Genomic DNA, 26,393 nt, shown 5'->3' with positions numbered 1-26,393 from the left:
GTATCTGGGCCGAATCATCAATTGCCAACTGTTCCTCACCTCCGTACAATTTAGTAGTTTCTGAATATGCTATGTTTGTTTCATAGTAAGGTGCATATATACGTAAAAAGACCTTTACTCAAAACGAGTAAAGGTCTGAATTCGTAGTTAAAAGAGTCCACGACAAAGACTGTTAGTAAATATAGATTAAAACAGTTTTGTGTATGACAAAATATACGCACCTCTCCCTCGTTGAGTTTTAGCACTGTATAGCATAGGTACTGAAACCAGCTACGTTAAAAAAGGCCTTCATTCCGACCTTTCCTGTTGACCCATTGGCGTCTCTCGACATTTTTGGGCAGCAGCGTTTCTCTATACAGGAGCCTCACCTAACAGAGACCATATTCAATTACACGTTGAATGTTAGCACTGAAATTTTGTAGTGTCAATATATTTTTTGAAAACTCAAATAGATTTATCTTGGCTATATAGTAGGAAATAAGAGGGGGTTTTTGGAAATAATTTTGGAAAATAAATACCGTAATAAACATAAAAAAAGCACTGATTACAGTGCTTTTTTTATAGATTATGAGATTGTAACATTTTCAAAAATAACAATTTCTGAACGATTTGTTGTTGAAACACGTTGTGCATAATATGTTAAAGCTGAAGAAATATATGTTGGTAACGAATCATTTGTATGTGTTGTTGTATATTCATGGATTAATTCTTTCAAAGTCGTCCATTCTAATTGTGCTGGGTGATCAGACACGAAAGAACTTACCCAGCGATCAAATGAAGATGAAAAATCAGTTTGTAAACGAAATGCTTCTTTCATAATAAAACGCTCCCTTAAAATGTAGTATAATCATTTTAACATAAAACACGAACGATTGCTAAGTTTTTTAAGTATAACGTTCGTGATATATAGTTGTCTAGATGATTGGTTATGTAAATTCGATTTGCCATTTGAAATAACATTCCGTAAGATGAAAGATAGATTATATAAAGAGCTGGAGGAAAGAAAGTGGAATTTGTATTTTTAGGAACTGGTGCAGGTGTTCCTTCAAAAGGAAGGAATGTTTCGGCAATTGCTTTGCAATTGTTAGAAGAACGAGGACAGACTTGGTTATTTGATTGTGGTGAGGCGACGCAACATCAAATATTACATACATCAGTACGTCCACGCCGCATTGAAAAAATATTTATTACGCATTTACATGGGGATCATATTTTTGGTTTGCCTGGTTTATTAGGAAGTCGTTCGTTTCAAGGAGGGACTACACCTTTAACAGTGTATGGACCAAAAGGAATTAAACAGTTTATTGAAGTCGCATTATCAGTAAGCACGACACATGTAAAATACCCGCTTGAAATTGTTGAGATAACAGAAGAAGGTACTGTGTTTGAAGATAATGAATTTCATGTGGAAACGAAAAGGTTGTCACACGGTATTGAATGTTTTGGATATCGGATTATAGAGAAAGATATACAAGGCGCCCTTTTAGTTGATAAATTGCTGGAGATGGGCGTGAAACCAGGTCCACTCTTTAAACGTTTAAAAGATGGAGAAGTGGTTGAATTGGAAAATGGTACGATACTAAACGGAAAAGATTTTATCGGCCCACCTCAAAAGGGAAGAATTATTACCATTTTAGGTGATACGAGATATTGTGAAGCGAGTAGAAAGCTAGCACAAGACGCTGACGTACTTGTTCATGAAGCAACTTTTGCAGCAGAAGATGAACAACAAGCTTATGATTATTTTCATTCCACATCTAAGCAAGCTGCAAGTATTGCACTTCAGGCAAATGTAAAACGATTAATATTGACTCATATTAGTTCTCGTTATCAAGGAGATACATATAAGGAATTATTGAAAGAGGCAAGAGAGCTATTTTCTAATACAGAAATAGCTACAGATTTAAAATCATTTCCAGTGGACAGATAATAATGTTGTGAAAAAATGGTGACGAAAGGTTGCCATTTTTTTATTTCTAAAAAAAAATAAAAATAAAACTGTTATCATTTTATGCTTATATAGGATGAAACAGAAAATTTTAATGATGTAAAGATATAAGATGAAACTACATAGTATCGAGTGTTTAGAAAAACTGTTATATAAGTCGGACGACATACAAGTAGTACAAATAGCAAAAATGGATTTTTATTCAGAACTTTTAAAATTTATTAAAAGTAAGCGTTTTATTAAAAACAAGCTATAATGAGGACAGATTATAATTTACTGTAGGCTACATGTGTTTGAGACGTTTATCATAACAAGTGAAGTTGAATAAATTGTGAGAGAGCAACATGGAAATTATAATAGGAAGGACATTACTATTATTTGTATGAAGCCTTTTTCACTTTTTAGCTTTAAGGCATCAAAAGGTATGAAAGCAATGGGTGTTTCACTTGTTTATGCTATGCTTGTAAGGGGTTCTGTGTTAAACTTTGGATTGCTACAAGACTTTACTGTAGATTATCTTATATTATGTGTAAATGAAGGTAATGCTAAGTTTCTTATTTCATATTATAACTGGTATTATTTCAGGATATATCGCTTCACTGTTATTCAAAAACGATCCAATTCGTATAGCGGAACAAATTCGTAGTACAACTGGAAAAGCAACCGATTTGGTAGCTTAATAGAATAGTAAAAAATTTTTTCATAGAGGTTTAGGGGGAGTTATGATGAAGTATCGCTCAGTATTTGATATTATCGGTCCAGTTATGATTGGTCCATCAAGTTCACATACAGCAGGCGCAGCAAGAATGGGGCAAGTTGCTCGCCAGCTGTTTCGTCATGAACCAGAAAGAGTAAGCATTTCATTATATGGATCATTTGCAAAGACGTATCGTGGGCATGGTACAGATGTAGCGCTAATAGGTGGGATATTAGGGTTTGAAACAGATGACTTACGTATTCCAGAGGCGCTAGAGATAGCAAAAGAGCGCGAAATTGAAGTGGAATTTATTGAAGAGGATGCCAATGCACCTCACCCAAATACAGCGAGAATTCGTTTGTATAAAGGTGAAGAAGAAATTGAAGTTGTTGCTTGCTCAATTGGTGGCGGTAAAATTGAAGTTGTAGAATTAAACGGATTCGATCTTCAATTATCAGGCACGAGTCCAGCACTACTTATTGTAAATAACGATCGCTTCGGTGCTATTGCAGCAGTAGCTTCAATCCTTGCGAAACACGAGATTAACATTAGTACAATGAGTGTTTCTCGTAAGGAAAAAGGAAGAAGAGCGCTTATGGTCATTGAAACAGATGAAATATTAGCAGATGAAGTGATTGAAGAAATAAAAGCGCAACAAAATATTTGTCAAGTAACTATTATGGAATAATTGCAGGGGGGACACACCATGTTTCGGAACGCAGCGGAACTAGTGGCGCAAGCTAAAGAACAAAATGTAAAAATCGCAGAAATTATGATTCAATGTGAAATGGAAACAAGAAGTATTTCACGTGAAGAAGTAATTGCTGGTATGGAAAAGAACTTAGTCGTGATGGAGCAAGCGGTAGAACGTGGTATTCGCGGAGTGAAATCACCAACTGGTTTAACTGGTGGAGATGCTGTAAAAGTTCAGGCGTATATGAAGAGTGGAAAAGGCTTATCTGGAGATACGATTTTGGACGCAGTGAGTAAAGCTGTTGCAACAAATGAAGTAAACGCAGCGATGGGAATTATTTGTGCAACACCAACAGCAGGGTCTGCTGGAACAGTGCCAGGTGTACTATTTGCACTAAGAGAAAAATTGCAGCCTACACGTGAAGAAATGATTGAATTCTTATTTACAGCGGGAGCTTTCGGTATGGTTGTTGCAAATAACGCTTGTATTTCTGGTGCAGCGGGAGGATGCCAAGCTGAAGTTGGTTCAGCAAGTGGAATGGCAGCTGCAGCTGCAGTTGAAATGGCTGGTGGAACACAAGAACAAGCAGCTACAGCGATGGCAATTTCATTAAAGAACATGCTTGGTTTAGTATGCGATCCTGTTGCAGGACTTGTAGAAGTACCTTGCGTAAAACGTAATGCAGCAGGAGCTGCAAATGCGATGATTTCAGCTGATTTAGCATTAGCTGGTGTAACGAGTACTATTCCATGTGATGAAGTAATTGAGGCGATGTTTAGAATCGGACAAACGATGCCAGTAGCACTTCGTGAAACAGCTGAAGGTGGACTTGCAGCAACACCGACTGGTCGTCGTCTACAAGAAGAGATTTTTGGGAAGACGAATAACTAAAAATATATGTTTATAAAAAATGGAGCTCAAGTAAGATTGAGCTCCATTTTTTATTTTTCTTTTGTTAATTGTTCTAACGTTTTCCCAAGATTATGTGATCGTTGCGCTGCCTGTGTAATACAGGAAATAAGCGCTTGTTGAAATTGGTGTTCTTGTAATATTTCAATGCCCGCTTCGGTCGTTCCACCAGGAGAGGTAATTTCCTTTCGCAAAATAGACGGGTGTTTTTCACTTGCTTTTAGCATTTCAGCAGCACCAATCATCGTTTGGAGAATAAGTGACTTTGCAACATCTTCTTTTAAACCGATTTTTTTTGCAGCTTCTTCCATCGCTTCTACTACGTAATAAATATAAGCAGGCCCGCTTCCGGATAATGCAGTGACAGCATGCATATCTTCTTCCTCTACAACAGAGACGAGACCAATCGTTTCAAATAAAGCTATGGCAGTTTGAATATGTTCTTTTGTTGCATGTTTAGAAGGCGAGATAGCAGTAGCTGATTTTAAAATAGCTGCAGATGTATTTGGCATGGCACGAATAATCGGAACGTCCTTTTGCAGTAGATTTCTAATTGAATGAGTAGAAACACCTGCTAATAACGAAATAATGAGCAGGTTATTATGTATGTCTTCTTTAAAAGGGGTAAGGGCTTCTGCAACATCTTTTGGCTTCATTGCTAGAAAAAGAATATTTGTATTAGTAAGTAGTTCTTTTTTATTATGTGTACCTTTGACACCGTATTTGTTATGTAGCTCCTGTAACCTTGTCTCATTAGAACGATTACTTACAGTAATTTGTTCGCCTTTCACAACATTTGCATGTAACAAGCCACCAATAATCGCTTCAGCAATAGAGCCCGCACCGAGAAAGGAAATGTTTTGAATAGACATGATGTTCCTCCTTTAATTTTGGTTAGAAATTCTTATAAATGTACATACATTCGTTTTTTTCTAGGAAACACCTCTTTTTATCTGAAAATAATGACAAATATATAAGGAAGTTGTAAACTGAAGAAGTATTCATTTTTGAACCGGAAAGAGACAGGGGGGCTAAGCATGACGGCGATTCACCGAATGGAGATTCCTGTGCCATTTGCAGTTGAAACTGTGAATGTGTTTTTAGTTGAGGGGGAGACATTAACATTAATTGATACAGGGACGAATACAGAAGAGGCAAGAAATGCGTTAGAAAGTCAGTTAGGTACATTAGGATATACGATAGAAGATATTAAAACAGTAGTTATTACGCATCATCATGCAGATCATTGTGGGCTTTTAAATATATTTTCTGAGAAGACGAACATTATTGGACACCCTTGGAATGAGCCGTGGATCACGCAAAATCCAGAATTTTTAAAGCGATATCATGATTTTTTTAGAGAGACGGCTTTACAATTTGGTGTTCCAGCAGCATTTTTGAAAGACGAGGCGTTATTGACGACAAGGACATTGAAATATTCTTGTAATAGATCGTTAACGCATACTGTGAGAGAGGGAGATCGTATTGATTCAATGCCTGGTTTTACAGTAATTGAAACACCGGGTCATGCTTCCACTCATATTTCATTATATAGAGAATCTGATGGAATACTAATTGGAGGGGATGCTCTCATTAGTCATATTTCTTCGAATCCAATATTAGAACCACCATATGAAGGACAAACAGAAAGGGCGCGCCCGTTATTACAATATAATCAAACGTTAAAGCGTTTAAGTGAAATGAATATTTCACGCATTTTATCAGGACATGGAGAAGATGTTCTAAATGTGAAACAACTTATTGAAACGAGATTACAAAAGCAAGAAACACGTGCATTTAAAGTGCTTGAGTTATTAAAGGAAAAACCAATGACAGCATTTGAAGTATGTGTAAAACTATTTCCGGTATTATATAAGGAACAATTACCGCTTACTATTTCAGAAACGGTTGGACAATTAGACTTTTTAGCATATAATCAACAAGTGATGATTGATGAATCTTCGCAACAATTGATTTATTATGTAAAGTAGGTGACAGCAATGACGGGACGTTTACAAAATAAAGTAATCGTCATTACAGGTGCTTCTAGTGGAATTGGAGAGCAAGTTGCAATGCAAGTTGCAGAGCAGGGAGCGACTCCAGTATTAATGGCTAGAACAGAAGAGAAATTAAAAGCGCTAGCAGACAAAATTAAAGAAACTTATAATACGCCTTGCTATTATTATGTATTAGATGTAAGTGAAGAGATGGGGGTAAAATCTGTTTTTTCAAAAGTGTTACAAGAGGTAGGACGTATTGATATATTAGTAAACAATGCGGGATTTGGTATTTTTAAAACGTTTGAAGATGCGTCAATGGATGAAGTGAAAGATATGTTCCAAGTAAATGTATTTGGATTAGTAGCTTGTACGAAAGCAGTACTACCTTATATGGTAAAAAGAAACGAAGGACATATTATTAATATTGCATCACTTGCTGGGAAAATTGCAACGCCGAAATCGAGTGCGTATGCAGCGACGAAACATGCAGTATTAGGATTTACGAATAGTTTACGCATGGAGTTGTCTAGTACGAATGTTTTCGTAACAGCGATTAATCCAGGTCCGATAGATACAAACTTTTTTGAAATAGCTGATCAATCCGGTACATATGTGAAAAATATGGGACGATACATGTTAAAACCAACATATGTAGCAGAGCAAATTGTAAAATCGATGCAAACGAAAAAGCGTGAAGTAAACTTACCGAAATGGATGGGCATTGGTCCGAAACTGTATGCCTTATTCCCAGGTTTATTTGAGCGCGTAGCAGGTAAATCATTAAGTAAAAAATAGGAGATTTCCATATGGAAATCTCCTATTTTTTTATCCCGCTTTAATGGGCAGTAAGACCCCCACCTCAAAATGCAGCGAAAGCAAAGAAGTTAGGTGGGGGTCGGGCTGCCCATAAAAGTCCGATTGGTGAGGGCTGATAATCAGTGGGTGATGAAGAAAACCCCCACTGATTAAAGTTTCACTTTATTTTCCAGTCACATAATCGTAAACGATATCCTCAACTGCCTCGTATACATCAATTTTAGTATTTGAATGAATAATCGTTTGAATATGTTTAACAAGCATTTCCTGATCCTCATTTGACATAGGACTACATTGATATTGCTGAAAACTTTTTATAATCATTTTCTCAATTAATTTTTCATTCATGTTTTCCCCGCCTGTATGTACGTATGTATTGTTTTATTGTACTTGAAGTGAAATGAAAAAACTACTATGCAATATTTATGTATAAAAATTCGGTTGCGCATATTATTTTTCTAGTAAAATTAAGTTTTTTAAGTTTATAAAATTTATAAATATTTAATTGACTCTATAAATATACAATATTATAATCATACTTAATTTAAAGAATCGATATGAGGAGGAGCATATGAAGGTCGCGATTATTGGAGCAACTGGGTATGGAGGTATTGAATTAATTCGGTTATTAGAGCAACATCCATATTTTTCGATAGCATCTCTCCATTCTTTTTCACAAGTTGGCGAGTGTATAACAAATGTATATCCGCATTTTCAAAATGTTCTTGTTCATACGTTACAAGAAATTGATGTGGAGGAAATAGAGAAGGAAGCAGAAATTGTATTTTTAGCAACCCCAGCAGGAGTATCAGCAGAGTTAACTCCCAAATTATTAGCAGTAGGCTTAAAAGTAATTGACCTATCTGGAGACTTTCGTATGAAAGATCCTTTCATATATGAACAGTGGTATAAAAGGGCAGCTGCAAAAGAAGGAGTCCTTAGGGAAGCTGTATATGGGTTAAGTGAATGGAAAAGGTCCGAAATTCAAAAGGCAAATTTAATTGCAAATCCAGGATGTTTTGCTACAGCTGCATTATTAGCGATATTACCGTTAGTTCGTAGCGGCATAATTGAAGAAGATTCCATTATCATTGATGCGAAATCAGGAGTATCTGGAGCAGGCAAAACGCCAACAACGATGACTCACTTTCCTGAGTTATACGATAACTTGCGTATTTATAAAGTAAATGAGCATCAACACGTTCCTGAGATTGAGCAAATGCTCGCGGAATGGAATAGAGAAACGAAGCCAATCACGTTTAGTACACATTTAATACCGATATCACGTGGGATTATGGTTACACTTTATGCGAAAGTAAAACGAGAAATGGAAATAGAACAACTTCAAAAATTATATGAAGAAACGTATGAACAATCGCCTTTCATTCGAATTCGTCTGCAAGGAGAGTTTCCAAGTCCGAAAGAAGTGAGGGGCTCAAATTATTGTGATATGGGGATAGCTTACGATGAAAGAACAGGAAGAGTGACAGTCGTTTCTGTTATAGACAATATGGTGAAAGGTGCGGCTGGGCAAGCAATTCAAAATGCAAACATAATAGCGGGACTAGAAGAAACAACAGGTTTACAACATATGCCGCTTTATCTATAAGGGGGACATGATGATTAAAGTAGCGTCTATTACAAAAGTAGAAAATGGTTCGATTGTAACTCCAAAAGGTTTCTCGGCCATTGGCACTGCAATTGGTTTGAAAAAAGAGAAAAAGGATTTAGGGGCAATCGTTTGTGATACACCAGCATCATGTGCTGCTGTTTATACAACAAATCAAATACAAGCAGCTCCCTTGCAAGTAACGAAGGATAGTATAACGACTGAGGGGAAATTACAAGCTATTATCGTCAATAGTGGAAATGCAAATGCTTGTACGGGAATGAAAGGATTACAAGATGCTTATGAGATGCGTGCATTAGGGGCGAAACATTTTGGAATGAAAGACAATTACGTTGCAGTAGCTTCAACAGGTGTAATTGGTGTTCCGCTGCCGATGGATATAATCCGAAATGGGATTGCTACTCTTATCCCGGCGAAGGAAGAAAGGGAAGCTCATTCTTTTTCTGAAGCGATCTTAACGACGGATCTTATAACGAAAGAAACTTGTTATGAAATGGTGATTGATGGGAAGAAAGTGCTGATTGCTGGTGTTGCGAAAGGTTCAGGGATGATTCATCCAAATATGGCAACGATGCTAAGTTTTATTACGACAGACGCTCATATAGAGCATGACGTATTACAAACAGCATTATCACAAATCACGAATCATACATTCAATCAAATTACGGTAGATGGAGATACTTCTACGAATGATATGGTCATCGTTATGGCAAGTGGATTATCAGAAACGAAACCAATTGATATGGAACATGCAGATTGGGAAACTTTCGTAGTTGCTTTACAGAAGGTATGTGAAGATTTAGCGAAAAAAATTGCACAAGATGGTGAAGGTGCTACGAAGTTAATAGAAGTAAATGTGTTAGGAGCTCGAACGAATGAAGAGGCAAAGAAAATTGCAAAGCAAATAGTCGGTTCGAGTCTTGTGAAAACAGCAATACATGGTGAAGATCCAAACTGGGGGCGAATTATTAGTACCATTGGACAAAGTGAAGTCGCGATTAACCCAAATACAATTGATATTACTCTTCAATCTATTGCGGTGCTGAAAAATAGTGAACCTCAAATGTTTTCTGAAGAGGAAATGAAAATGAGGTTACAAGAACATGAAATTATGATTGATGTGTATTTACATTTAGGAGAAGAGACCGGATCAGCTTGGGGCTGTGACTTAAGCTATGAATATGTGAAAATAAACGCTTGTTATCGTACATAAGGAGAGGGAAGATGAGCGATTATATTGTAGTGAAATGCGGCGGTAGTATGTTGGATCAATTAAATGATGTGTTTTTTGATTGCATAAAGAAATTACAACAGAAGTATAAAGTAGTGATTGTTCATGGTGGTGGCCCAGAAATTGATGCCCAATTAAAAGATTGTAACATCAACGCAGAAAAAAGAGATGGATTACGAGTAACACCAAAAGAAGTTATGGATGTTGTTCAAATGGTGCTATGCGGAAGTACGAATAAAAAACTCGTAATGAATTTACAAAAGCATAATTTACTTGCAGTAGGTTGTTCAGGATGTGACGGCAATCTACTTCAAGTTCAACCTGTCAGCGAGGAGATAGGATATGTGGGAGAAGTAAGTTATGTCGAAACGGCCTTACTAAAAGGATTAATAAATATGAATTATATTCCTGTTATTGCTCCGGTCGGCATAAATGATAATGAGATTTATAACATAAATGCAGATACCGCCGCAGCTGGAATTGCAGCCGCATTATCTGCAAAAGAACTCATTTTTATTACAGATGTAGATGGGGTATTACATGAAGGAAAGTTAGTAAAGAAAACCGACGAATTTGAGATTGTTAATTTTATAGAAAACGGTGTTATTACCGGTGGGATGATTCCGAAAGTACAGGCTGCACTAGCATCATTAAAAATGGGAGTGCAAAAGGTTAGTATCGTAAATGGGACGAAGGATTTTACCGAGGTTACAGGTGAGTGTATTGGAACAACGGTAACGAGGGGCGTGAGTATTGCATGATAAGTCATCTTTTTCAAACGTATGGGAGAAGAAAGATTGAGTTTGTAAAGGGGGAAGGAACGAAAGTCATTGATAATAACAGTAAGCAATATTTAGATTTCACATCAGGAATTGGTGTATGTAATTTAGGACATTGTCATCCTACTGTTATGAAAGCTGTACAAGAGCAACTGCATGAAATATGGCATATATCTAACCTGTTTACAAACAGCTTACAAGAAGAAGTCGCGTCATTATTAACAGAAAACATAGCATTAGATTATGTGTTCTTCTGTAATAGCGGGGCAGAGGCGAATGAAGCTGCTTTGAAGCTAGCCCGTAAGCATACTGAAAAATCTCTCGTCGTAACATGCGAGCAATCTTTTCACGGTAGAACATTCGGAACGATGAGTGCGACGGGACAAAATAAAGTGAAAGAAGGGTTTGGTCCGCTCCTTCCCTCTTTTTTACATACGCCTTTTAACGATATAAAGGCATTAGAGGAAGTAATGAATGAAGAAGTTGCGGCAGTAATGATAGAAGTTGTTCAAGGAGAGGGAGGAGTCATACCTGCTGATCTATCTTTTTTGAAAGCGATTGAAGCATTATGTAAGAAGTTCGGGTCCTTATTTATTATAGACGAAGTCCAAACAGGAATCGGAAGAACAGGGACATTATTTGCTTACGAACAAATGGGAATAACACCTCATATCGTTACTACTGCTAAGGCGCTTGGAAATGGCATTCCAGTTGGAGCAATGATTGGCCGGAAAGAACTTGGAATATCGTTTCCTGCAGGGTCACATGGTTCAACGTTTGGTGGAAATTATATTGCAATGGCTGCGGCGAAAGAAGTATTGCAAATAACTAAGAAACCATCGTTTTTAAAAGAAGTAAAGGAAAAGGGCGAGTACGTATTACAGAAGTTGCAAGAGGAATTACAACATGTCGAATGTATTCAAAATATACGTGGTAAGGGGCTTATGGTTGGAATTGAATGTACGCATGAAGTTGCAAGTTGTATAGAACAACTAGAAAAAGAGGGACTTCTCGTATTACAAGCAGGGCCTAATGTTATAAGACTATTACCGCCACTCATTGTAACGAATGAAGAGTTAGAACAGGCAGTATATATGATAAAAAAAGTAGTTTGTACAAAAAACGTATCAATTATATAAGGGGGAAGTTTCATGTCAATTGTACAAGTACCGAAATTAAATACGAAAGATCTTTTAACATTAGAAGAACTAACGCAAGAAGAAATTATTTCTTTAATTGAGTTCGCTATATATTTAAAAAAGAATAAGCAAGAGCCTTTACTACAAGGGAAAATATTAGGCCTTATCTTTGATAAGCACTCGACTCGTACTCGTGTATCTTTTGAAGCAGGAATGGTACAGCTCGGGGGACATGGTATGTTTTTAAGTGGAAAAGAGATGCAAATGGGCAGAGGAGAAACTGTTTCAGATACTGCGAAAGTATTATCGCAGTATATTGACGGGATCATGATACGTACATTCTCACACGCGGATGTAGAAGAGCTTGCAAAAGAATCGAGCATTCCTGTTATTAACGGTTTAACTGACGATCATCATCCTTGTCAAGCATTGGCAGACTTAATGACAATATACGAAGAAACAAATACATTTAAAGGAATAAAATTGGCCTACGTAGGTGACGGAAATAATGTATGTCATTCATTGTTGTTAGCGAGTGCAAAAGTTGGAATGTATATGACTGTTGCAACACCTGTAGGGTATGAACCGAATGAGGAAATTGTAAAAAAAGCGTTAACGATTGCTGAAGAAACAGGAGCGAAAATTGAAATTTTGCATAACCCTGAACTAGCGGTGAATGAAGCAGATTTCATTTATACTGACGTTTGGATGAGCATGGGGCAAGAGGGCGAAGAAGAGAAATATACGTTGTTTCAACCATACCAAATCAATACCGAACTTGTTAAGCATGCGAAGCAAACATATCGTTTCTTGCACTGTTTACCTGCCCATCGTGAAGAAGAAGTAACAGGCGAAATTATAGATGGGCCAAAATCTATCGTATTTGAGCAAGCCGGTAATCGATTGCATGCGCAAAAAGCATTATTAGTAAGTTTATTTAAAAATGTAGAAGAACTTTCCTAAATGATGTACACCTCCAGTTGTGAGACACAAATAACAATTGGAGGTGTATTTTTTTTATTGAAATGTCATATGTATATTTAGTTAACCATTTCGATATCATCTATAATAAAAGAGAAAATGAAATTTGTTTTTCGGAGTGGGTAAGGGCATACTAGGTATAAAAATATAGTTAAAGAGATGATGAGAGTGAAAACAACTAAGAAAACATATTCGTTTTTTCAGCGGATGTGGAGAATATTAAAGTTTCAATATTATAAGTTGCTTCGATCACCAGAAGGAGCGAAGAAAGTATCGTTAGGTTTTGCGATTGGTTTTGGTTTAGAGATGTTGGTTATATATACAGCATCGCTCGTCTATTTAATATTTTATCCAATCGTCAGGTTAGCAAAGGGATCTTTTCCTGCCGCGGTGATTGGCAATATTATTGGAAAAATATCGTTTCTCCCAGTAGTTTTATTTCCGCTTGCGTATGCGCTAGGGAAAATGATTTATCCATTTCATGTGCAAAAAATACATCATGAACCCTTTACGATATCGGACTTGTTTTCAAGTCACATTTTTACGATATTAAAGAGCTTATTACAGAGTGAAGTGTATGTGTTAATTGGAATGACGATTTTAGGGGTTGTGTTTGGTGTAGTTTCATATTTCGTTGTGCATTATTTATATGAAAAGAACCGTAAGTTACGTTTGAAGAACAGAAAGAAAAGAGTGAGAGAACCACTCATGCAAATATAAAGAGTGTCACACTCATTTTCTCCTTTGAATATGTTTAAGAAAAAGGAGGAGAGAATGAATGTATTATTATTACGTACCGCAAGTATATCCATATGTAAATTATTATCCGGTTTATGATACGAGTAGGCAATATGAATTATATCGACAACAACAACTACCGCAAATACCATCGCAACAACCTACGCAAGATCAAAAACCATATTTAACGACATGGCCATATTCAAATGTATACTATGGTAATTATTACGAATCATAAAGCTGCTTCTATTTAGAAGCAGCTTTATGCGTTTGTTTTCAAAATTAAATTTTGAATGGTTTGAAGAGAGTGAATGAGTTTTTCACGTTCTTCCTCAGATAACGTTTGGAAATTTTCTTTTAATTTGTCTAAAATGAATTGTTGATACTGATTTACTAACAATTTCCCTTCAGCTGTCAGGGAAATTAAAATGACCCGTCGATCTTTTTCGCTATAATGACGCTCTATTAGTTCTTCTTGGATCAGTTTGTTTAATAGAGGTGTCATGTTAGGCCGTGAAATCGCTAGCCGCTTGCCGATTTCGGAAACTGCTAATGTGCCATTTTCATGCAGAAGCAGTAATACTTGTGTATGTGATGGCGGCATATGTCTTTGAGAAGAAAATTCTCCAGGAAGCATAAATTTGCGATAAAAAAGAGGCACTAGCGAAAGAAGATGATCAACAATACGTTCCCACTCGCGTGATTCCATATAAAGGCCCCCTTCCACTCTCATTGTAACAAAAAAGACATGTTATAAAAATAGAATTGTTTCATGCGAATTTTAATATTTGTAGGCCAACACTTTTTTTGTAAAGGAATCGGCAATAATAGAATAGCCTTTATCATTTGGGTGTACTTGGTCAAAGAGTAAATCTTTCTTATCATTCGATATTAATTTGCGGATTGGTAAAACGATAGATGGTTGATTTGCTTTTGCAATGGAATAAACGGATTCATTCCATCCGTCTAAAAACATATCTGCATAACTTGCGATGGAGTCATCGAGTTGTAACGGGTTATAGAGTTCAGAAAGAATGAGTAAAGCATCCGGATTTTGATCTCGGACTGTCTTTACAATATTTTTTACATCCGCTTCAAAATGAGCTTTTTCTTTATTTAACATTTTAATACCGTCTATAACACCGACATCACGATTTAAGCGAAACAAATTATTTCCCCCAATGTTAATTGTAATAATATTGGCTGCTCTAATTTTTTGCTTTACATCTTCTGAGTCAACCTTTTTAGCGAGACGATCGGTTGTAAGACCGTTTATCCCAAGGTTTTCTACAGTAATTGGTTTATGAATTTGTGCCTCTATTTGTTTAGAGGCTAATTCAGCAAATCCACCTTGTGTCGATCCATATCCTTTGGCGAGCGAATCACCTAGTACGAGATGATAAAAGGAATCGTTTGTTTGCTTATCAATCCAACTTGGAGTAGATGTTTTTTCTGTTTTTTCTTCGGGTTCATTTTGTTTTGTCTCATCGTTCTTTTCAAAATAAGAATAAGAAATGATTAGAAGGAGGAGACAAACAATTGTTAAGATGACTTTTTTCATAAATTCATCCTCCTTGTAATTGGTAATTGTATCATATTCAGCAGTATTAACAATGTAAGGGCATATTATATGTTTATGAAAAGTTTACAATAACTTTACAGAAAATTTGTAGAAGTATGTCAAAAAATATTGACGATATGAAAGTACATTATATATGATAATGTCAGATAAGGTGAAATTTTAATTAGTAGGGCTTTATTTCCCGATGAGTAAAATCTCACCAATCGAGCGTTTAAGAGGACTACTCATTAACGCAGGATGAAATGAAAATCTTATCTCCAATAGAAGAAAAAAGGTATGTGATTAGAGACAGATTCATTTCATTATTTTTGGTAATTGTATAAGGGGGATTTTTTGTGAAAAAGTCAAAAAAAATGCTAGCTGGAGCAACTCTTGCTATTGGTGTTATAGCGCCGCAAGTATTGCCAGCAACAGCTCATGCGGATGAGCAAACTGGGGAGAGTACGGTTAACTTACGAATTCTAGAAACATCAGATATTCACGTTAACTTAATGAATTACGATTATTATCAAACGAAAACCGATAATAAAGTAGGTCTCGTACAAACTGCAACACTTGTGAATAAAGCACGTGAAGAAGCGAAGAACTCTGTCCTGTTTGATGATGGGGATGCATTACAAGGGACACCGCTTGGAGATTATGTAGCGAATAAAATAAATGATCCGAAGAAGCCTGTGGATCCTAGTTATACGCACCCATTATATCGTTTAATGAATTTAATGAAGTATGACGTCATCTCTCTTGGGAATCATGAATTTAACTACGGTTTAGATTATTTAAACAAAGTAATTAGTAAAACAGAATTCCCGGTTATTAACTCGAACGTCTATAAAGATGATAAAGATAATAATGAAGAGAATGATCAAAATTACTTTAAACCATATCATGTTTTTGAAAAAGAAGTAGAAGATGAATCAGGTCAAAAACAAAAAGTGAAAATTGGCGTAATGGGATTTGTTCCACCTCAAGTTATGAACTGGGATAAAGCAAATCTAGAAGGAAAAGTGAAAGCAAAAGATATAGTTGAAACTGCGAAAAAAATGGTGCCAAAAATGAAAGCAGAAGGTGCCGATGTTATCGTTGCACTAGCGCATTCAGGTGTTGATAAGAGTGGATACAACGTTGGCATGGAAAACGCATCGTATTATTTAACAGAAGTTCCTGGTGTAGATGCAGTATTAATGGGACATTCACATACTGAAGTGAAGGATGTATTTAATGGTGTTCCAGTTGTAATGCCTGGTGTCTTTGGAAGTAACTTAGGTATTATTGATATGCAATTGAAAAAAGTAAATGGAAAATGGGAAGTACAAAAAGAGCAATCGAAGCCGCAACTTCGTCCGATTGCTGATAGTAAAGGAAACCCACTCGTACAATCTGATCAAAATTTAGTTAATGAAATTAAAGATGATCATCAAGCGACAATTGATTATGTGAATACAGCTGTAGGAAAAACGACAGCGCCAATTAATAGTTATTTCTCATTAGTACAAGATGATCCTTCTGTACAACTTGTGACAAATGCACAGAAATGGTATGTAGAAAAGTTATTTTCTGAAAATGGGCAGTACAGCAAATATAAAGGAATTCCAGTTTTATCTGCAGGAGCACCATTTAAAGCAGGTGGCCGAAACGGTGCTACATATTATACCGATATTCCAGCTGGAACGTTAGCAATTAAAAACGTGGCAGATTTATATGTATATCCAAATACGTTATATGCTGTAAAAGTAAATGGGGCACAAGTAAAAGAATGGCTTGAAATGTCTGCAGGTCAGTTTAATCAAATTGATCCAAAGAAAACAGAAGAACAGCCGTTAGTAAATATAGGTTATCCTACATATAACTTCGATATTTTAGATGGCTTAAAATACGAAATTGATGTAACACAACCGGCGAAATACGATAAAGATGGAAAAGTTGTAAATGCAAATACGAATCGTATTGTAAATATGACATATGAAGGGAAGCCAGTAGCTGACAATCAAGAATTCATCGTCGCTACAAATAACTATCGCGGAAGCAGCCAAACGTTCCCGGGTGTAAGCAAAGGGGAGGTTGTATACCAATCACAAGATGAAACGCGTCAAATCATTGTGAAGTATATGCAAGAAACGCCAGTTATTGATCCAGCAGCAGATAAAAATTGGACGTTTAAACCGATTGTTGCCGATAAATTACATACAACATTCGATTCTTCACCAAATGCACAAAAGTATATAAAGAAAGATGGAAACATATCATATGTTGGACCATCTGAAAATGAATTCGCTAAATATGCAATTGATATAACGAAGAAGAAGAACGATGATGATAAGGAAACTGGTGGAGAGAACCCGACAACACCGCCAACAGGTGAAGGAAATAATGGAGAAAATCCAACGACACCACCAACAAGTGAAGGAAATAATGGAGAAAATCCAACGACACCACCAACAGGTGAAGGAAATAATGGAGAAAATCCAACGACACCACCAATAGATGAAGGTAATAATACAGGATCTGGACAAACTACAACGGATAATCAAAACGCAAAAGAAACAACAACTGTAAGTGAAAAGAAAGAAGAACGTGATTTACCGAAAACAGGTACAAGTGTTGTTTCTACAATTGGAGCAGGTTTGGCGTTTGTTGGAGCAGGATTCCTTCTGTTATTTAGAAGAAAGAAAGCAAATAGATAGTGGAGAAATATAAAAAGGATTACCGATTCAGGTAATCCTTTTTCGTATATTATGAAATTGTTACTGCTTTTTCTTTCTTCCATGAAAGGCCAAATCCTGTGAAACCAACAATAATTGTTAAGACTGGGCAAGCTAAACAGAAAATTGCGAATGGAAGGTAATCAAATGTCGGAACGCCAAGGACGTTCGATAAGAATACACCACTTACTCCCCATGGTACGAGCGGGTTAATAACTGTACCTGCATCTTCTAGTACGCGTGATAAATTACGACGTTCTAAACCGACTTCATCGTATTTATTAGCAAATGCTTGTCCCGTTAAAACGATGGATAAGTATTGCTCCCCAAGTAAGAAGTTTACACCAATTGCAGTTGAAGCAGTAGAAATAATTAAGCGTGTGCTATTTTTAACGAAGCTAGAGATGATATTCATTAGCTGCGTAATAATACCCATTCCTTGTAATAATCCTCCCATACAAAGAGCTAGGAAAATAAGGGCAATCGACATCATCATACTTTGTAGACCACCGCGAGATAGTAAACTATCAATGTCTTTAATACCAGTTTTAGAAACGTATCCGTCTTGCATAATTTTCATTAAATCAGCTAAAGAAGTGCTAGGTTTAAAAATAAAGAGAATAATAATTCCTACCACGATTCCTGCAAGCAATGTTGGTACTGCTGGGACTTTTTTAAATGCGAATAGGAACAGTAATAAAATTGGGATTAGTGTAACGATAGAAATCGTTGTATTTTTCTCTAATGTACTAATAAAGTTTGTGAAGTCAACGTCTCCACTCGTACCTCCTCCTAAAATGAAAAAGGCGATAAAAGCAATAATGAATGCTGGAACTGTTGTCCAAAGCATGTTACGAATATGCTCAAATAGATCTACACCTGTTACAGCAGGAGCTAAGTTTGTTGTATCAGATAAAGGAGACATTTTATCTCCAAAGAATGCACCAGAAATAATTGCGCCAGCGATTAGAGCTGGATCGTATCCGAGAGCACTACCCATACCCATAAAGGCAAGTCCTACAGTTGCGGCAGTTGTAAAAGCACTACCGATACTCGTTCCAACAATTGCACAAACAACGAAAACAGTTGGAATGAAAATTTTAGGAGATACAAGTTGGAAGCCGTATACCATTAAAGTTGGGATTGTTCCAGCGGCGATCCAAACACTAATTAATACGCCTACAAGTAAGAAAATAAAAATAGATGGAATACCAGCTGAAATACTACTAATCATCCCTTTTTCCATCGTAGACCAAGAGATTTTTTTTATAAATCCAAATGCTAATAAAAGCACGATACCAAATAAAATTGGGATGTGTGGTGAAACTTCTAATTTGATAACACTAAAGCCAATGCAGAAAAAGATAAAAAATGTTAATAGAACAGATTCAATTTTTGAAACCATTGTTTTTCCCTCCTAAGTAATCTAAAATAGCTCTTTTTTATATAAAATTCGCCAATATTGTTTATTTCCTTCTAAAATTTAGAATTTTGTGACAAATTACCGGTAATTGTTAATCCTTCAATATGATACGGAAATGTTTGGATAAAAAAACGTCCCTGCATATAAATATGCAGGGACGAAGAAATCGCGGTACCACCCTAGCTTGTGAAATGAATGTATCACAAAATAAAGGGTCGTATGATATGCGCTAATAAAATAAAAACGCCCCTGCAATATATGCAGGGACGAAAAGTTCGCGGTACCACCCTAAATTGTGAAACAGTATCGTTTCACCACTCTTTAGATATAACGGTCTATAACCGTCTTTCACTACTCCTTACGTTTCGCAAAAGAAGCTCCAGGGGGTAATTCATATTCGCTCTGTACTGGTTCGCACCGACCACCAGCTCTCTGAAATCAGAAATCGAAATACTACTAAATCCTATCAATGCCGATTCATATGATGTTAGTTAAATTTTTATCATATATTCATCATACATGTCAATGAAAATGTGTAATATTTTTTTAGGGAAATAAAGGAGATAGGTTTTAACACCGAAAAATGTGCGTTATAATGAATTTGAAAGGGGAGGAAAGAGTGAAGAAAAAAATAATTCTTTTTACCACCTTACTAGTCATTGGCGGAAGTGCTGGAATTTACACAGCTTTTGCAGCTGAATCAGAGCAGGCGAAGCAAAAGCAAATGCAGCAGTCAGAAGTGAAGAAAGCGAAAGAAACTGAAGAGAAGAAGTCGATGGAGAAAGCAGCTACGAAACTAGGAGTTTCTACTGATGGAAAAACAAAAGAAGAAATCACGAAAGAAGTAAATAAGGCTAGATTTGAGCAGCGTCATGATTTATTAATTGAGCATGCGAAGCAACTTGGAATTGATACAGAAGGAAAAAAGGATGAAGAGATTATTTTAGAAATCGGAAAGATACAACATGGAAAGTAGAACAACTTATCGTATGATAAGTTGTTCTTTTTTAAGAACTATTTGATTTAAAAATAATTGACAGTCATATAAATTTAATGTTAACTATATTTATAAACTAGTTAACATTAGGGGTGACAATTGTGACTTTTAGTAAGAGTACGACTGACAAACCATCTTATACATATGAAGAATTATCGGAGAAAAACAAAGCCTACGTATGGCACCCATTTACACAAATGAAGGATTATTTAGAAGAAGATCCTGTCATTATTGAACGTGGAGAGGGAAGAAAGCTATACGATGTAAATGGAAATGAATATTGGGACGGTGTTTCGTCTATTTGGTTAAATGTTCATGGGCATCAAGTGCCGGAACTAGATGAGGCAATTCGTAAACAATTAAATAAAATTGCCCATTCTACTATGCTAGGACTTGCTAACGTTCCATCTATTTTATTAGCAGAAAAAATAATTGAAGTTGTACCAGAAGGTTTGAAGAAAGTATTCTATTCCGACTCCGGTTCTAGCGCTGTTGAAATTGCAATTAAGATGGCATTTCAATATTGGCAGCATAAAGGAAAACCGAAGAAACAAAGATTTGTAACATTAAAAGAAGCGTATCACGGTGATACAATTGGGGCTGTTTCAGTAGGAGCAATAGACTTGTTTCACCAAGTGTATAGTTCACTTTTATTTGAGGCAATTAAAATGCCTTATCCATATACATATCGTTCTCCTTATGGAAATAATAAGGAGGAAATTGTAAAAAAACATTTAGAAGAAATGGAAGAGCTGCTGAAAGACAAACATGAAGAAATTGCAGCGATAATTGTAGAACCTTTAATGCAAGGTGCTGGCGGTATGATTACAATGCCAAAAGGATACTTAAAAGGGCTACGTAATTTATGTACAAAATATAACGTTTTATTTATTACAGATGAGGTAGCGACTGGATTTGGGCGTACCGGGAAAATGTTTGCATGTGAACATGAAAATGTAACGCCGGACATTTTAACAGCCGGAAAAGGTTTAACGGGCGGATATTTACCAGTTGCAATCACCGTAACGACAGATGAAATTTATAATGCCTTTTTAGGAGGCTACGAAGCACAAAAAACGTTTTTCCACGGTCATAGTTATACAGGGAATCCGTTAGGGTGTGCGGTAGCAATTGCAAATTTAGAACTATATGAGAAAACAAATTTAATAGAAGAGGTGGCACGTAAAACAGAATATGTGGCGACGCAATTAGAAGAACTCTTTGCATATAAACATGTAGGGGATATTCGTCAGTGCGGGTTAATGGTTGGAATTGAACTTGTGAAGGATAAGGAAACGAAAGAAGCGTTTGAATGGACAGAGAGAGTCGGTGTTCAAGTATGTAAACGCTCAAGAGAACTAGGCATGATTATCCGACCGCTCGGTAATACGATTGTCTTTATGCCACCTCTTGCTTCTACAATTGATGAGATTGATGATATGTTACGTATTTTGTATAAAGCAATCTCGGATGTTACGGAGGGAGAATAATGAGCGGTTTTTTTATAACAGCAACGGATACTGAAGTGGGAAAAACTGTCGTTGCCGGTGCATTAGCAGGTGTATTTAGAGAATTGGAATATAACATCGGGGTATATAAACCGTTGCAAAGTGGACATGTTGCATCAAATCCAGAGGGAGATGCAGCAAGGTTAAAGGCATTATCAGGTGTACCGACAAAAGAAGATGAAATTTGCCCATATTCTATTGAAGAGCCGCTTGCTCCGAGACTTGCTATGAAAAGAGCTGGAAGGACAGTAACGTTAAAAGACATTATTCATCACTATAATGAACGATTGAAAGAGTTTAATAGTCTGCTTGTAGAAGGAGCAGGTGGATTAGCTGTTCCGTATACAGAGGACGCTTTAGTAATTGATTTCGCAAAAGAATTACAACTTCCACTTATTGTAGTAGCACGCCCTACATTAGGAACAGTAAATCATACAGTTTTAACGATTGCTTATGCAAAGGCACATGGTTTAACAGTAGCAGGTGTAATTTTATCTGGCTGCAAAGAATGCGAAATAGAAAGAGTGCAAGAAAATAAAGAAATGATTGAAGAGCTAAGTGGGGTACCGGTTTTAGGTTTATTACCATTCTTAGCAGGTGAGTTTACAAGAGAAGAAGTCTTGGAATCTGCTAAAGAATATATAATGATTTCAAAATTAGAGGAGCTTATCCGAAATGAATCAAACGTGGCGCACACATCTTCAATCTAAATTGCAACAATTACATGAGCGAGAGCAGTATCGTAATTTGCATGTAACAGAACAAGCAGAAGAGACATGGCTTATTCGAGATGAGAAAAGGATGCTAAATTTAGCATCAAATAATTATTTAGGGTTAGCTGGAGATGAAAGGTTAAAAGAAGCTGCTATCGCATGTACAAGAAAATATGGAACTGGGGCGACAGCATCAAGGCTCGTGGTAGGAAACTATTCACTGTATGAAGAGGTTGAGAGAAGTATATGCGATTGGAAAGGCACTGAAAAGGCCTTAGTTGTGAATAGTGGATATACCGCAAATATTGGAGTGATCTCTTCATTAGTGAGTCGTCACGATATTGTGTTTAGTGACAAATTAAATCACGCAAGCATTGTTGATGGAATTATATTAAGTGGGGCAGAGCATAAAAGGTATCGTCATAATGATTTCAATCATCTGGAGACGTTGTTAAAAACAGCATCTCCTGAAAAGCGGAAATTAATCGTAACAGATACTGTTTTTAGTATGGATGGTGATACTGCGTATTTGAGGGAGTTAGTGGAGCTGAAAGAGAAATACGGGGCAATTATTGTAGTGGATGAAGCGCATGCGAGTGGAATATATGGAATTGATGGAGCAGGGTTGTCCCATATAGAAAAAGATCTTTCTCAAAAAATTGATATACATATGGGGACGTTTAGCAAGGCTTTAGGGTGTTATGGTGCGTATTTGACAGGTGATGCAATTTATATAGAGTATTTACAAAACATGATGAGAAGCTTTATTTTTACTACTGCTTTACCACCAAGTACGTTAGGAGCAGTGCAAAAAGCAATTGAAATTGTACAAGAAGATCATAAGAGAAGAGAAAACCTTATAGCAAATGGGGAATACTTCAGAAGCAAATTACGAGACGCCGGATTTAATATAGGGAATAGTTCAACTCATATTGTACCGATTGTAGTCGGTTCAAATGAAAATGCTTTACGGTTTAGCAAAAGGTTACAAGAGGCAGGTATTGCAGCTATTGCAATTCGTCCGCCCACTGTACCGGTCCATAGTTCTCGAATTCGCTTTGCAGTTACATCTGAACATACAATAGCTGATTTAAAATGGGCTATTGACCGAATTACCCACATTGCGAAAGAAGAGGAGCTTTTCGTATGAAAGAGCTGAAGATCATTTTTATCCCTGGATGGGGAATGGAAGAAAATATTTGGGATTTAGTACTTCCGCATTTTAAAGGATATTTTGTTCAATGCATTGATTGGCGTAACGTGAAAGAACAAAGTGAATTTGCAGGGCGAATAATAGATGTAGCAAAGGATGAAAATGTAATTTTAGTTGGATGGTCACTAGGAGCGTTAGCGGCAATTCAAGCTTATAAAAAAATTAAGGCAAAGGGTATCGTACTAATTGGTGGTACTGCTAAATTTACAAATGCAAGTGACTATAGTAATGGTTGGAATGCTTTGCATGTAGAACGGCTGAAAAGAAATTTGGCGAGAAGGAAAGAAGATACGCTCAAGCGATTCTATGAAAATATGTTTACGAAAGATGAGTTGAAAGAAAATAAAAGTTTTGAAGACATCGTAAAACATTTTAAAGGTGATTCTATTCAGTCTTTACAATTCGGTTTGGATTATTTAATAGAAACAGATATGAGAGAAGAATTGAAAGAAATAAAAGTACCTATACTGCTTATTCATGGAGAGCAGGATGTAATATGTCCATTGTCTGCAGCGCGTAGTATGGCTGAGAATGAGACTGCTACGCTCAAGGTAGTAAACGAGGCTGGGCACGCATTATGCGTAACGAATTTTGAATATTGTGTAAATGAGATAATTCAATTTGTAGAGGGGATACGACATGATCAACAAAACGTTACTACAAAAACGGTTTAATGTAGCAGCTGTATCCTACGATCAATATGCAAATGTACAAAAAAAGATGGCACATTCATTACTTTCTACATTGAATCGGCGATATAGTGTAAATGCATCGATACGTATTTTAGAACTTGGATGCGGGACAGGATATGTTACAGAGCAATTATCAAACTTATTTCCGAAAGCACATATTACAGCTATTGATTTTGCTGAAAGTATGATCACAGTTGCCAAAACTAGACAAAATGTAAACAATGTAACATTTTATTGTGAGGATATCGAAAGATTACGACTAGAAGAAACGTATGATGTCATTATTTCAAATGCCACATTTCAATGGCTAAATGATTTAAAACAAGTGATAAGAAATTTATTTCATCATTTGTCTATAGATGGGATATTACTCTTTTCAACATTTGGACAGGAAACATTTCAAGAATTGCATGCTTCGTTCCAGCGGGCGAAAGAAGAAAAAAATATACAAAATGAAACATCGATTGGGCAACGTTTTTATTCGAAAAATCAGTTGCGCCATATATGTGAGATAGAAACAGGGGATGTACATGTTTCTGAAACGTGTTACATAGAGAGATTTACAGAAGTTAGGGAGTTTCTACATTCTATTCGTAAAGTAGGAGCGACCAATAGTAATGAAGAATCATATTGTCAAAGTCCCTCACTCTTTCGTGCGATGCTTCGCATATACGAAAGAGACTTCACGGGAAATGAAGGGATAATGGCAACGTATCATGCTTTATTTGTGCATATAACAAAAGAGGGGAAGAGATGAAATGAAACAAGTACAAACAAAAAGGGATTGGAAAAAACTTGCATACGACGTCGTAGAAGAGAAAGTGATTACGAAAGAAGATGCAATAGCGATATTAGAGGCTGACGATACAGAGATTTTAGAAATTATGAATGCTGCGTATATCATTCGCCACCATCACTTTGGTAAGAAAGTAAAATTAAATATGATTATTAATACGAAGTCTGGATTATGCCCTGAAGATTGCGGATATTGTTCACAGTCTATTATTTCAGAAGCACCGATTGATAAATATGCATGGCTAACGCAGGAAAAGATTGTAGAAGGAGCACACGAAGCAATTCGCCGTAAAGCGGGTACGTATTGTATTGTGGCATCTGGTCGTCGTCCGACTGATAAAGAGGTAAATCACGTAATTGGAGCCGTTAAGGAGATTCGTGAAACGACAGATTTAAAGATTTGTTGTTGTTTAGGTTTCTTAAACGAAGATCAAGCAGGACGTTTAGCGGAAGCGGGTGTACACCGTTATAACCACAACTTAAATACACATGCGAATAATTACGAAAGTATTTGCTCCACTCATACGTATGACGATCGTGTTGATACAGTTCAAAAAGCGAAACAAGCGGGTATTTCACCATGTTCTGGGGCAATCTTTGGAATGGGAGAGACAATAGAAGAACGCGCTGAAATTGCATTCGAATTACAACGTATAGATGCCGATTCCATTCCATGTAATTTCCTTGTTGCTGTGAAGGGTACGCCGCTTGAAGGGCAAAAGGAGTTAACGCCAGTAGAATGTTTAAAAGTGCTGGCAATGATGCGTTTTGTAAACCCAACAAAAGAAATTCGTATTTCAGGAGGGCGTGAAATCAATTTACGTTCTGTACAGCCAATCGGTTTATTTGCAGCGAACTCTATTTTTGTTGGAGACTACTTAACGACAGCTGGACAAGAACCGACTGCAGACTGGGGTATGATTGAAGATTTAGGGTTTGAGATTGAGGAATGTGCATTATAAGATGGAAAAAAGCAAACTTGTAAAAGAGTTTGCTTTTTTTGTAAATAAAATGTAATAAATAGTTGTGAACGCTTGATACTAGTGACTTTTGAGCGAAAAAAAGAATTTTGGTGGACGAATTTTCCAAGCACCAATTGTACATAGTAAATATGTAATTTATCCGACTTTAATGGGCAGTAAGACCCACACCTCAAAAAGCAGCGAAAGCAAAGAAGTTAGGTGGGGGATCAACTGCCCATAAAAGTCC

Annotated in this window: 27 protein-coding genes, 1 riboswitch and 1 other annotated feature; of the genes, 21 read left to right on the top strand and 6 right to left on the bottom strand. The window is 36.5% G+C overall.

What is annotated here, in order from left to right; genetic code table 11:
• Positions 1-215: 215 nt before the first annotated feature.
• Positions 216-383: riboswitch (M-box (ykoK) riboswitch) on the bottom strand.
• Positions 384-565: 182 nt separating this feature from the next.
• Positions 566-817, bottom strand: a complete 252-nt coding sequence (locus tag ACTFSI_RS03075) for a DUF3932 family protein (protein ID WP_000656494.1) — start codon at positions 815-817, stop codon at positions 566-568.
• 189 nt (positions 818-1,006) lie between these two features.
• On the opposite strand from ACTFSI_RS03075, the gene rnz reads away from it, so the two are divergent.
• From rnz to sdaAA, 4 genes are all read left to right on the top strand, one after another.
• Positions 1,007-1,930 (top strand): ribonuclease Z, encoded by a 924-nt coding sequence (rnz, locus tag ACTFSI_RS03070; protein WP_000397444.1) that lies wholly within the window; start codon positions 1,007-1,009, stop codon positions 1,928-1,930.
• A gap of 560 nt (positions 1,931-2,490) precedes the next feature.
• On the top strand, positions 2,491-2,628 hold the full coding sequence (locus ACTFSI_RS03065) for a hypothetical protein (protein WP_154214285.1): 138 nt from the start codon (positions 2,491-2,493) through the stop codon (positions 2,626-2,628).
• Between the two features lie 45 nt (positions 2,629-2,673).
• Positions 2,674-3,333 (top strand): L-serine ammonia-lyase, iron-sulfur-dependent subunit beta, encoded by a 660-nt coding sequence (gene sdaAB / locus ACTFSI_RS03060; RefSeq protein ID WP_000877446.1) that lies wholly within the window; start codon positions 2,674-2,676, stop codon positions 3,331-3,333.
• 18 nt (positions 3,334-3,351) lie between these two features.
• Positions 3,352-4,230 carry an L-serine ammonia-lyase, iron-sulfur-dependent, subunit alpha gene (sdaAA, locus tag ACTFSI_RS03055; protein ID WP_000489463.1) on the top strand — a complete coding sequence of 293 codons (879 nt, stop codon included), beginning with the start codon at positions 3,352-3,354 and terminating at the stop codon, positions 4,228-4,230.
• Positions 4,231-4,280: 50 nt separating this feature from the next.
• Here sdaAA and proI read toward each other — a convergent pair whose 3' ends face one another.
• Positions 4,281-5,120: a pyrroline-5-carboxylate reductase ProI gene (proI, locus tag ACTFSI_RS03050; RefSeq protein WP_138321128.1), complete on the bottom strand. Its 840-nt coding sequence runs from the start codon at positions 5,118-5,120 to the stop codon at positions 4,281-4,283.
• A gap of 165 nt (positions 5,121-5,285) precedes the next feature.
• On the opposite strand from proI, the gene ACTFSI_RS03045 reads away from it, so the two are divergent.
• Together ACTFSI_RS03045 and ACTFSI_RS03040 are read left to right on the top strand one after the other, a co-directional pair.
• Positions 5,286-6,239, top strand: a complete 954-nt coding sequence (locus tag ACTFSI_RS03045; protein WP_440045229.1) for an MBL fold metallo-hydrolase — start codon at positions 5,286-5,288, stop codon at positions 6,237-6,239.
• Between the two features lie 9 nt (positions 6,240-6,248).
• Complete coding sequence (locus ACTFSI_RS03040; RefSeq protein ID WP_000147803.1) at positions 6,249-7,043, top strand: SDR family NAD(P)-dependent oxidoreductase; 795 nt, start codon at positions 6,249-6,251, stop codon at positions 7,041-7,043.
• 183 nt (positions 7,044-7,226) lie between these two features.
• Here ACTFSI_RS03040 and ACTFSI_RS03035 read toward each other — a convergent pair whose 3' ends face one another.
• Positions 7,227-7,412, bottom strand: a complete 186-nt coding sequence (locus ACTFSI_RS03035; protein ID WP_001003230.1) for a YqzH family protein — start codon at positions 7,410-7,412, stop codon at positions 7,227-7,229.
• 223 nt (positions 7,413-7,635) lie between these two features.
• Here ACTFSI_RS03035 and argC point away from each other — a divergent pair, with 223 nt between their 5' ends.
• From argC to ACTFSI_RS03000, 7 genes are all read left to right on the top strand, one after another.
• Positions 7,636-8,673 (top strand): N-acetyl-gamma-glutamyl-phosphate reductase, encoded by a 1,038-nt coding sequence (gene argC, locus ACTFSI_RS03030; protein WP_000861224.1) that lies wholly within the window; start codon positions 7,636-7,638, stop codon positions 8,671-8,673.
• Between the two features lie 10 nt (positions 8,674-8,683).
• Positions 8,684-9,907 carry a bifunctional glutamate N-acetyltransferase/amino-acid acetyltransferase ArgJ gene (argJ, locus tag ACTFSI_RS03025; RefSeq protein ID WP_138321130.1) on the top strand — a complete coding sequence of 408 codons (1,224 nt, stop codon included), beginning with the start codon at positions 8,684-8,686 and terminating at the stop codon, positions 9,905-9,907.
• 11 nt (positions 9,908-9,918) lie between these two features.
• Positions 9,919-10,686 (top strand): acetylglutamate kinase, encoded by a 768-nt coding sequence (argB, locus tag ACTFSI_RS03020; protein ID WP_001286781.1) that lies wholly within the window; start codon positions 9,919-9,921, stop codon positions 10,684-10,686.
• A complete protein-coding gene (gene argD, locus ACTFSI_RS03015) occupies positions 10,683-11,843 on the top strand; it encodes an acetylornithine transaminase (protein ID WP_440045228.1) in 1,161 nt (386 codons plus the stop codon). Before argB ends, argD begins: the two co-directional genes overlap by 4 nt.
• A 12-nt stretch (positions 11,844-11,855) precedes the next feature.
• The gene (gene argF, locus ACTFSI_RS03010) at positions 11,856-12,806 is read left to right on the top strand and encodes an ornithine carbamoyltransferase (RefSeq protein WP_440045227.1); all 951 of its coding nucleotides are present in this window, start codon (positions 11,856-11,858) and stop codon (positions 12,804-12,806) included.
• Positions 12,807-12,983: 177 nt separating this feature from the next.
• Complete coding sequence (locus ACTFSI_RS03005) at positions 12,984-13,544, top strand: DUF2062 domain-containing protein (protein WP_002028428.1); 561 nt, start codon at positions 12,984-12,986, stop codon at positions 13,542-13,544.
• A 58-nt stretch (positions 13,545-13,602) separates the two neighbouring features.
• A complete protein-coding gene (locus ACTFSI_RS03000) occupies positions 13,603-13,800 on the top strand; it encodes a hypothetical protein (RefSeq protein WP_000291952.1) in 198 nt (65 codons plus the stop codon).
• A 24-nt stretch (positions 13,801-13,824) separates the two neighbouring features.
• Here the strand turns inward: ACTFSI_RS03000 and ACTFSI_RS02995 are convergent, their stop codons facing one another.
• Both ACTFSI_RS02995 and ACTFSI_RS02990 read right to left on the bottom strand, forming a co-directional pair.
• On the bottom strand, positions 13,825-14,271 hold the full coding sequence (locus tag ACTFSI_RS02995) for a MarR family winged helix-turn-helix transcriptional regulator (RefSeq protein ID WP_000445817.1): 447 nt from the start codon (positions 14,269-14,271) through the stop codon (positions 13,825-13,827).
• 72 nt (positions 14,272-14,343) lie between these two features.
• On the bottom strand, positions 14,344-15,123 hold the full coding sequence (locus ACTFSI_RS02990) for a GDSL-type esterase/lipase family protein (RefSeq protein WP_044793842.1): 780 nt from the start codon (positions 15,121-15,123) through the stop codon (positions 14,344-14,346).
• A 356-nt stretch (positions 15,124-15,479) separates the two neighbouring features.
• Here ACTFSI_RS02990 and cpdB point away from each other — a divergent pair, with 356 nt between their 5' ends.
• Entirely contained in the window at positions 15,480-17,825 is a 2,346-nt protein-coding gene (gene cpdB, locus ACTFSI_RS02985; RefSeq protein WP_440045226.1) for a bifunctional 2',3'-cyclic-nucleotide 2'-phosphodiesterase/3'-nucleotidase, read from the top strand.
• A 49-nt stretch (positions 17,826-17,874) separates the two neighbouring features.
• Here cpdB and nhaC read toward each other — a convergent pair whose 3' ends face one another.
• A complete protein-coding gene (gene nhaC, locus ACTFSI_RS02980; RefSeq protein ID WP_000253714.1) occupies positions 17,875-19,248 on the bottom strand; it encodes a Na+/H+ antiporter NhaC in 1,374 nt (457 codons plus the stop codon).
• Positions 19,249-19,525: 277 nt separating this feature from the next.
• Positions 19,526-19,745, bottom strand: a binding site (T-box leader).
• A gap of 140 nt (positions 19,746-19,885) precedes the next feature.
• Here nhaC and ACTFSI_RS02975 point away from each other — a divergent pair.
• The 7 genes from ACTFSI_RS02975 to bioB all read left to right on the top strand — a co-directional run bounded on the left by ACTFSI_RS02975 (position 19,886) and on the right by bioB (position 26,146).
• A complete protein-coding gene (locus ACTFSI_RS02975) occupies positions 19,886-20,242 on the top strand; it encodes a hypothetical protein (RefSeq protein ID WP_000726895.1) in 357 nt (118 codons plus the stop codon).
• Between the two features lie 122 nt (positions 20,243-20,364).
• Positions 20,365-21,753 carry an adenosylmethionine--8-amino-7-oxononanoate transaminase gene (gene bioA, locus ACTFSI_RS02970; protein ID WP_139895870.1) on the top strand — a complete coding sequence of 463 codons (1,389 nt, stop codon included), beginning with the start codon at positions 20,365-20,367 and terminating at the stop codon, positions 21,751-21,753.
• Complete coding sequence (bioD, locus tag ACTFSI_RS02965; protein ID WP_242260454.1) at positions 21,753-22,481, top strand: ATP-dependent dethiobiotin synthetase BioD; 729 nt, start codon at positions 21,753-21,755, stop codon at positions 22,479-22,481. Before bioA ends, bioD begins: the two co-directional genes overlap by 1 nt.
• Entirely contained in the window at positions 22,447-23,634 is a 1,188-nt protein-coding gene (bioF, locus tag ACTFSI_RS02960) for an 8-amino-7-oxononanoate synthase (protein ID WP_265153107.1), read from the top strand. Before bioD ends, bioF begins: the two co-directional genes overlap by 35 nt.
• Positions 23,631-24,371 carry an alpha/beta fold hydrolase gene (locus ACTFSI_RS02955; RefSeq protein WP_000661274.1) on the top strand — a complete coding sequence of 247 codons (741 nt, stop codon included), beginning with the start codon at positions 23,631-23,633 and terminating at the stop codon, positions 24,369-24,371. Before bioF ends, ACTFSI_RS02955 begins: the two co-directional genes overlap by 4 nt.
• Positions 24,337-25,146 carry a malonyl-ACP O-methyltransferase BioC gene (gene bioC / locus ACTFSI_RS02950; RefSeq protein ID WP_000608938.1) on the top strand — a complete coding sequence of 270 codons (810 nt, stop codon included), beginning with the start codon at positions 24,337-24,339 and terminating at the stop codon, positions 25,144-25,146. Before ACTFSI_RS02955 ends, bioC begins: the two co-directional genes overlap by 35 nt.
• 1 nt (position 25,147) lies before the next feature.
• Positions 25,148-26,146, top strand: coding sequence for a biotin synthase (gene bioB, locus ACTFSI_RS02945; protein WP_000815866.1), 999 nt, complete (start codon positions 25,148-25,150; stop codon positions 26,144-26,146).
• The last annotated feature ends 247 nt before the right edge of the window (positions 26,147-26,393 follow it).

Origin of the sequence: Bacillus cereus group sp. MYBK101-2 (assembly GCF_051918845.1) — a bacterium.
In the GTDB taxonomy this organism is placed as follows: Bacteria; Bacillota; Bacilli; order Bacillales; family Bacillaceae_G; genus Bacillus_A; species Bacillus_A paranthracis.
Note: the sequence above shows the minus strand (reverse complement) of the source record. Positions and strands in the feature narration are given on the sequence as shown.

What these genes read in the sequence shown, in the direction of transcription:
- argJ (WP_138321130.1), top strand. Translation starts at nt 8,684, where the DNA reads ATGATTAAAGTAGCGTCTATTACAAAAGTAGAAAATGGTTCGATTGTA.
- ACTFSI_RS02955 (WP_000661274.1), top strand. Translation starts at nt 23,631, where the DNA reads ATGAAAGAGCTGAAGATCATTTTTATCCCTGGATGGGGAATGGAAGAA.
- ACTFSI_RS02995 (WP_000445817.1), bottom strand. Translation starts at nt 14,271, where the DNA reads ATGGAATCACGCGAGTGGGAACGTATTGTTGATCATCTTCTTTCGCTA.
- ACTFSI_RS03005 (WP_002028428.1), top strand. Translation starts at nt 12,984, where the DNA reads ATGATGAGAGTGAAAACAACTAAGAAAACATATTCGTTTTTTCAGCGG.
- bioC (WP_000608938.1), top strand. Translation starts at nt 24,337, where the DNA reads ATGATCAACAAAACGTTACTACAAAAACGGTTTAATGTAGCAGCTGTA.
- argC (WP_000861224.1), top strand. Translation starts at nt 7,636, where the DNA reads ATGAAGGTCGCGATTATTGGAGCAACTGGGTATGGAGGTATTGAATTA.
- bioB (WP_000815866.1), top strand. Translation starts at nt 25,148, where the DNA reads ATGAAACAAGTACAAACAAAAAGGGATTGGAAAAAACTTGCATACGAC.
- sdaAA (WP_000489463.1), top strand. Translation starts at nt 3,352, where the DNA reads ATGTTTCGGAACGCAGCGGAACTAGTGGCGCAAGCTAAAGAACAAAAT.
- argD (WP_440045228.1), top strand. Translation starts at nt 10,683, where the DNA reads ATGATAAGTCATCTTTTTCAAACGTATGGGAGAAGAAAGATTGAGTTT.
- nhaC (WP_000253714.1), bottom strand. Translation starts at nt 19,248, where the DNA reads ATGGTTTCAAAAATTGAATCTGTTCTATTAACATTTTTTATCTTTTTC.
- bioF (WP_265153107.1), top strand. Translation starts at nt 22,447, where the DNA reads ATGAATCAAACGTGGCGCACACATCTTCAATCTAAATTGCAACAATTA.
- ACTFSI_RS03045 (WP_440045229.1), top strand. Translation starts at nt 5,286, where the DNA reads ATGACGGCGATTCACCGAATGGAGATTCCTGTGCCATTTGCAGTTGAA.
- sdaAB (WP_000877446.1), top strand. Translation starts at nt 2,674, where the DNA reads ATGAAGTATCGCTCAGTATTTGATATTATCGGTCCAGTTATGATTGGT.
- argF (WP_440045227.1), top strand. Translation starts at nt 11,856, where the DNA reads ATGTCAATTGTACAAGTACCGAAATTAAATACGAAAGATCTTTTAACA.
- bioD (WP_242260454.1), top strand. Translation starts at nt 21,753, where the DNA reads ATGAGCGGTTTTTTTATAACAGCAACGGATACTGAAGTGGGAAAAACT.
- argB (WP_001286781.1), top strand. Translation starts at nt 9,919, where the DNA reads ATGAGCGATTATATTGTAGTGAAATGCGGCGGTAGTATGTTGGATCAA.
- ACTFSI_RS03065 (WP_154214285.1), top strand. Translation starts at nt 2,491, where the DNA reads ATGCTAAGTTTCTTATTTCATATTATAACTGGTATTATTTCAGGATAT.
- proI (WP_138321128.1), bottom strand. Translation starts at nt 5,120, where the DNA reads ATGTCTATTCAAAACATTTCCTTTCTCGGTGCGGGCTCTATTGCTGAA.
- ACTFSI_RS02990 (WP_044793842.1), bottom strand. Translation starts at nt 15,123, where the DNA reads ATGAAAAAAGTCATCTTAACAATTGTTTGTCTCCTCCTTCTAATCATT.
- ACTFSI_RS03000 (WP_000291952.1), top strand. Translation starts at nt 13,603, where the DNA reads ATGTATTATTATTACGTACCGCAAGTATATCCATATGTAAATTATTAT.
- ACTFSI_RS03035 (WP_001003230.1), bottom strand. Translation starts at nt 7,412, where the DNA reads ATGAATGAAAAATTAATTGAGAAAATGATTATAAAAAGTTTTCAGCAA.
- ACTFSI_RS03040 (WP_000147803.1), top strand. Translation starts at nt 6,249, where the DNA reads ATGACGGGACGTTTACAAAATAAAGTAATCGTCATTACAGGTGCTTCT.
- ACTFSI_RS03075 (WP_000656494.1), bottom strand. Translation starts at nt 817, where the DNA reads ATGAAAGAAGCATTTCGTTTACAAACTGATTTTTCATCTTCATTTGAT.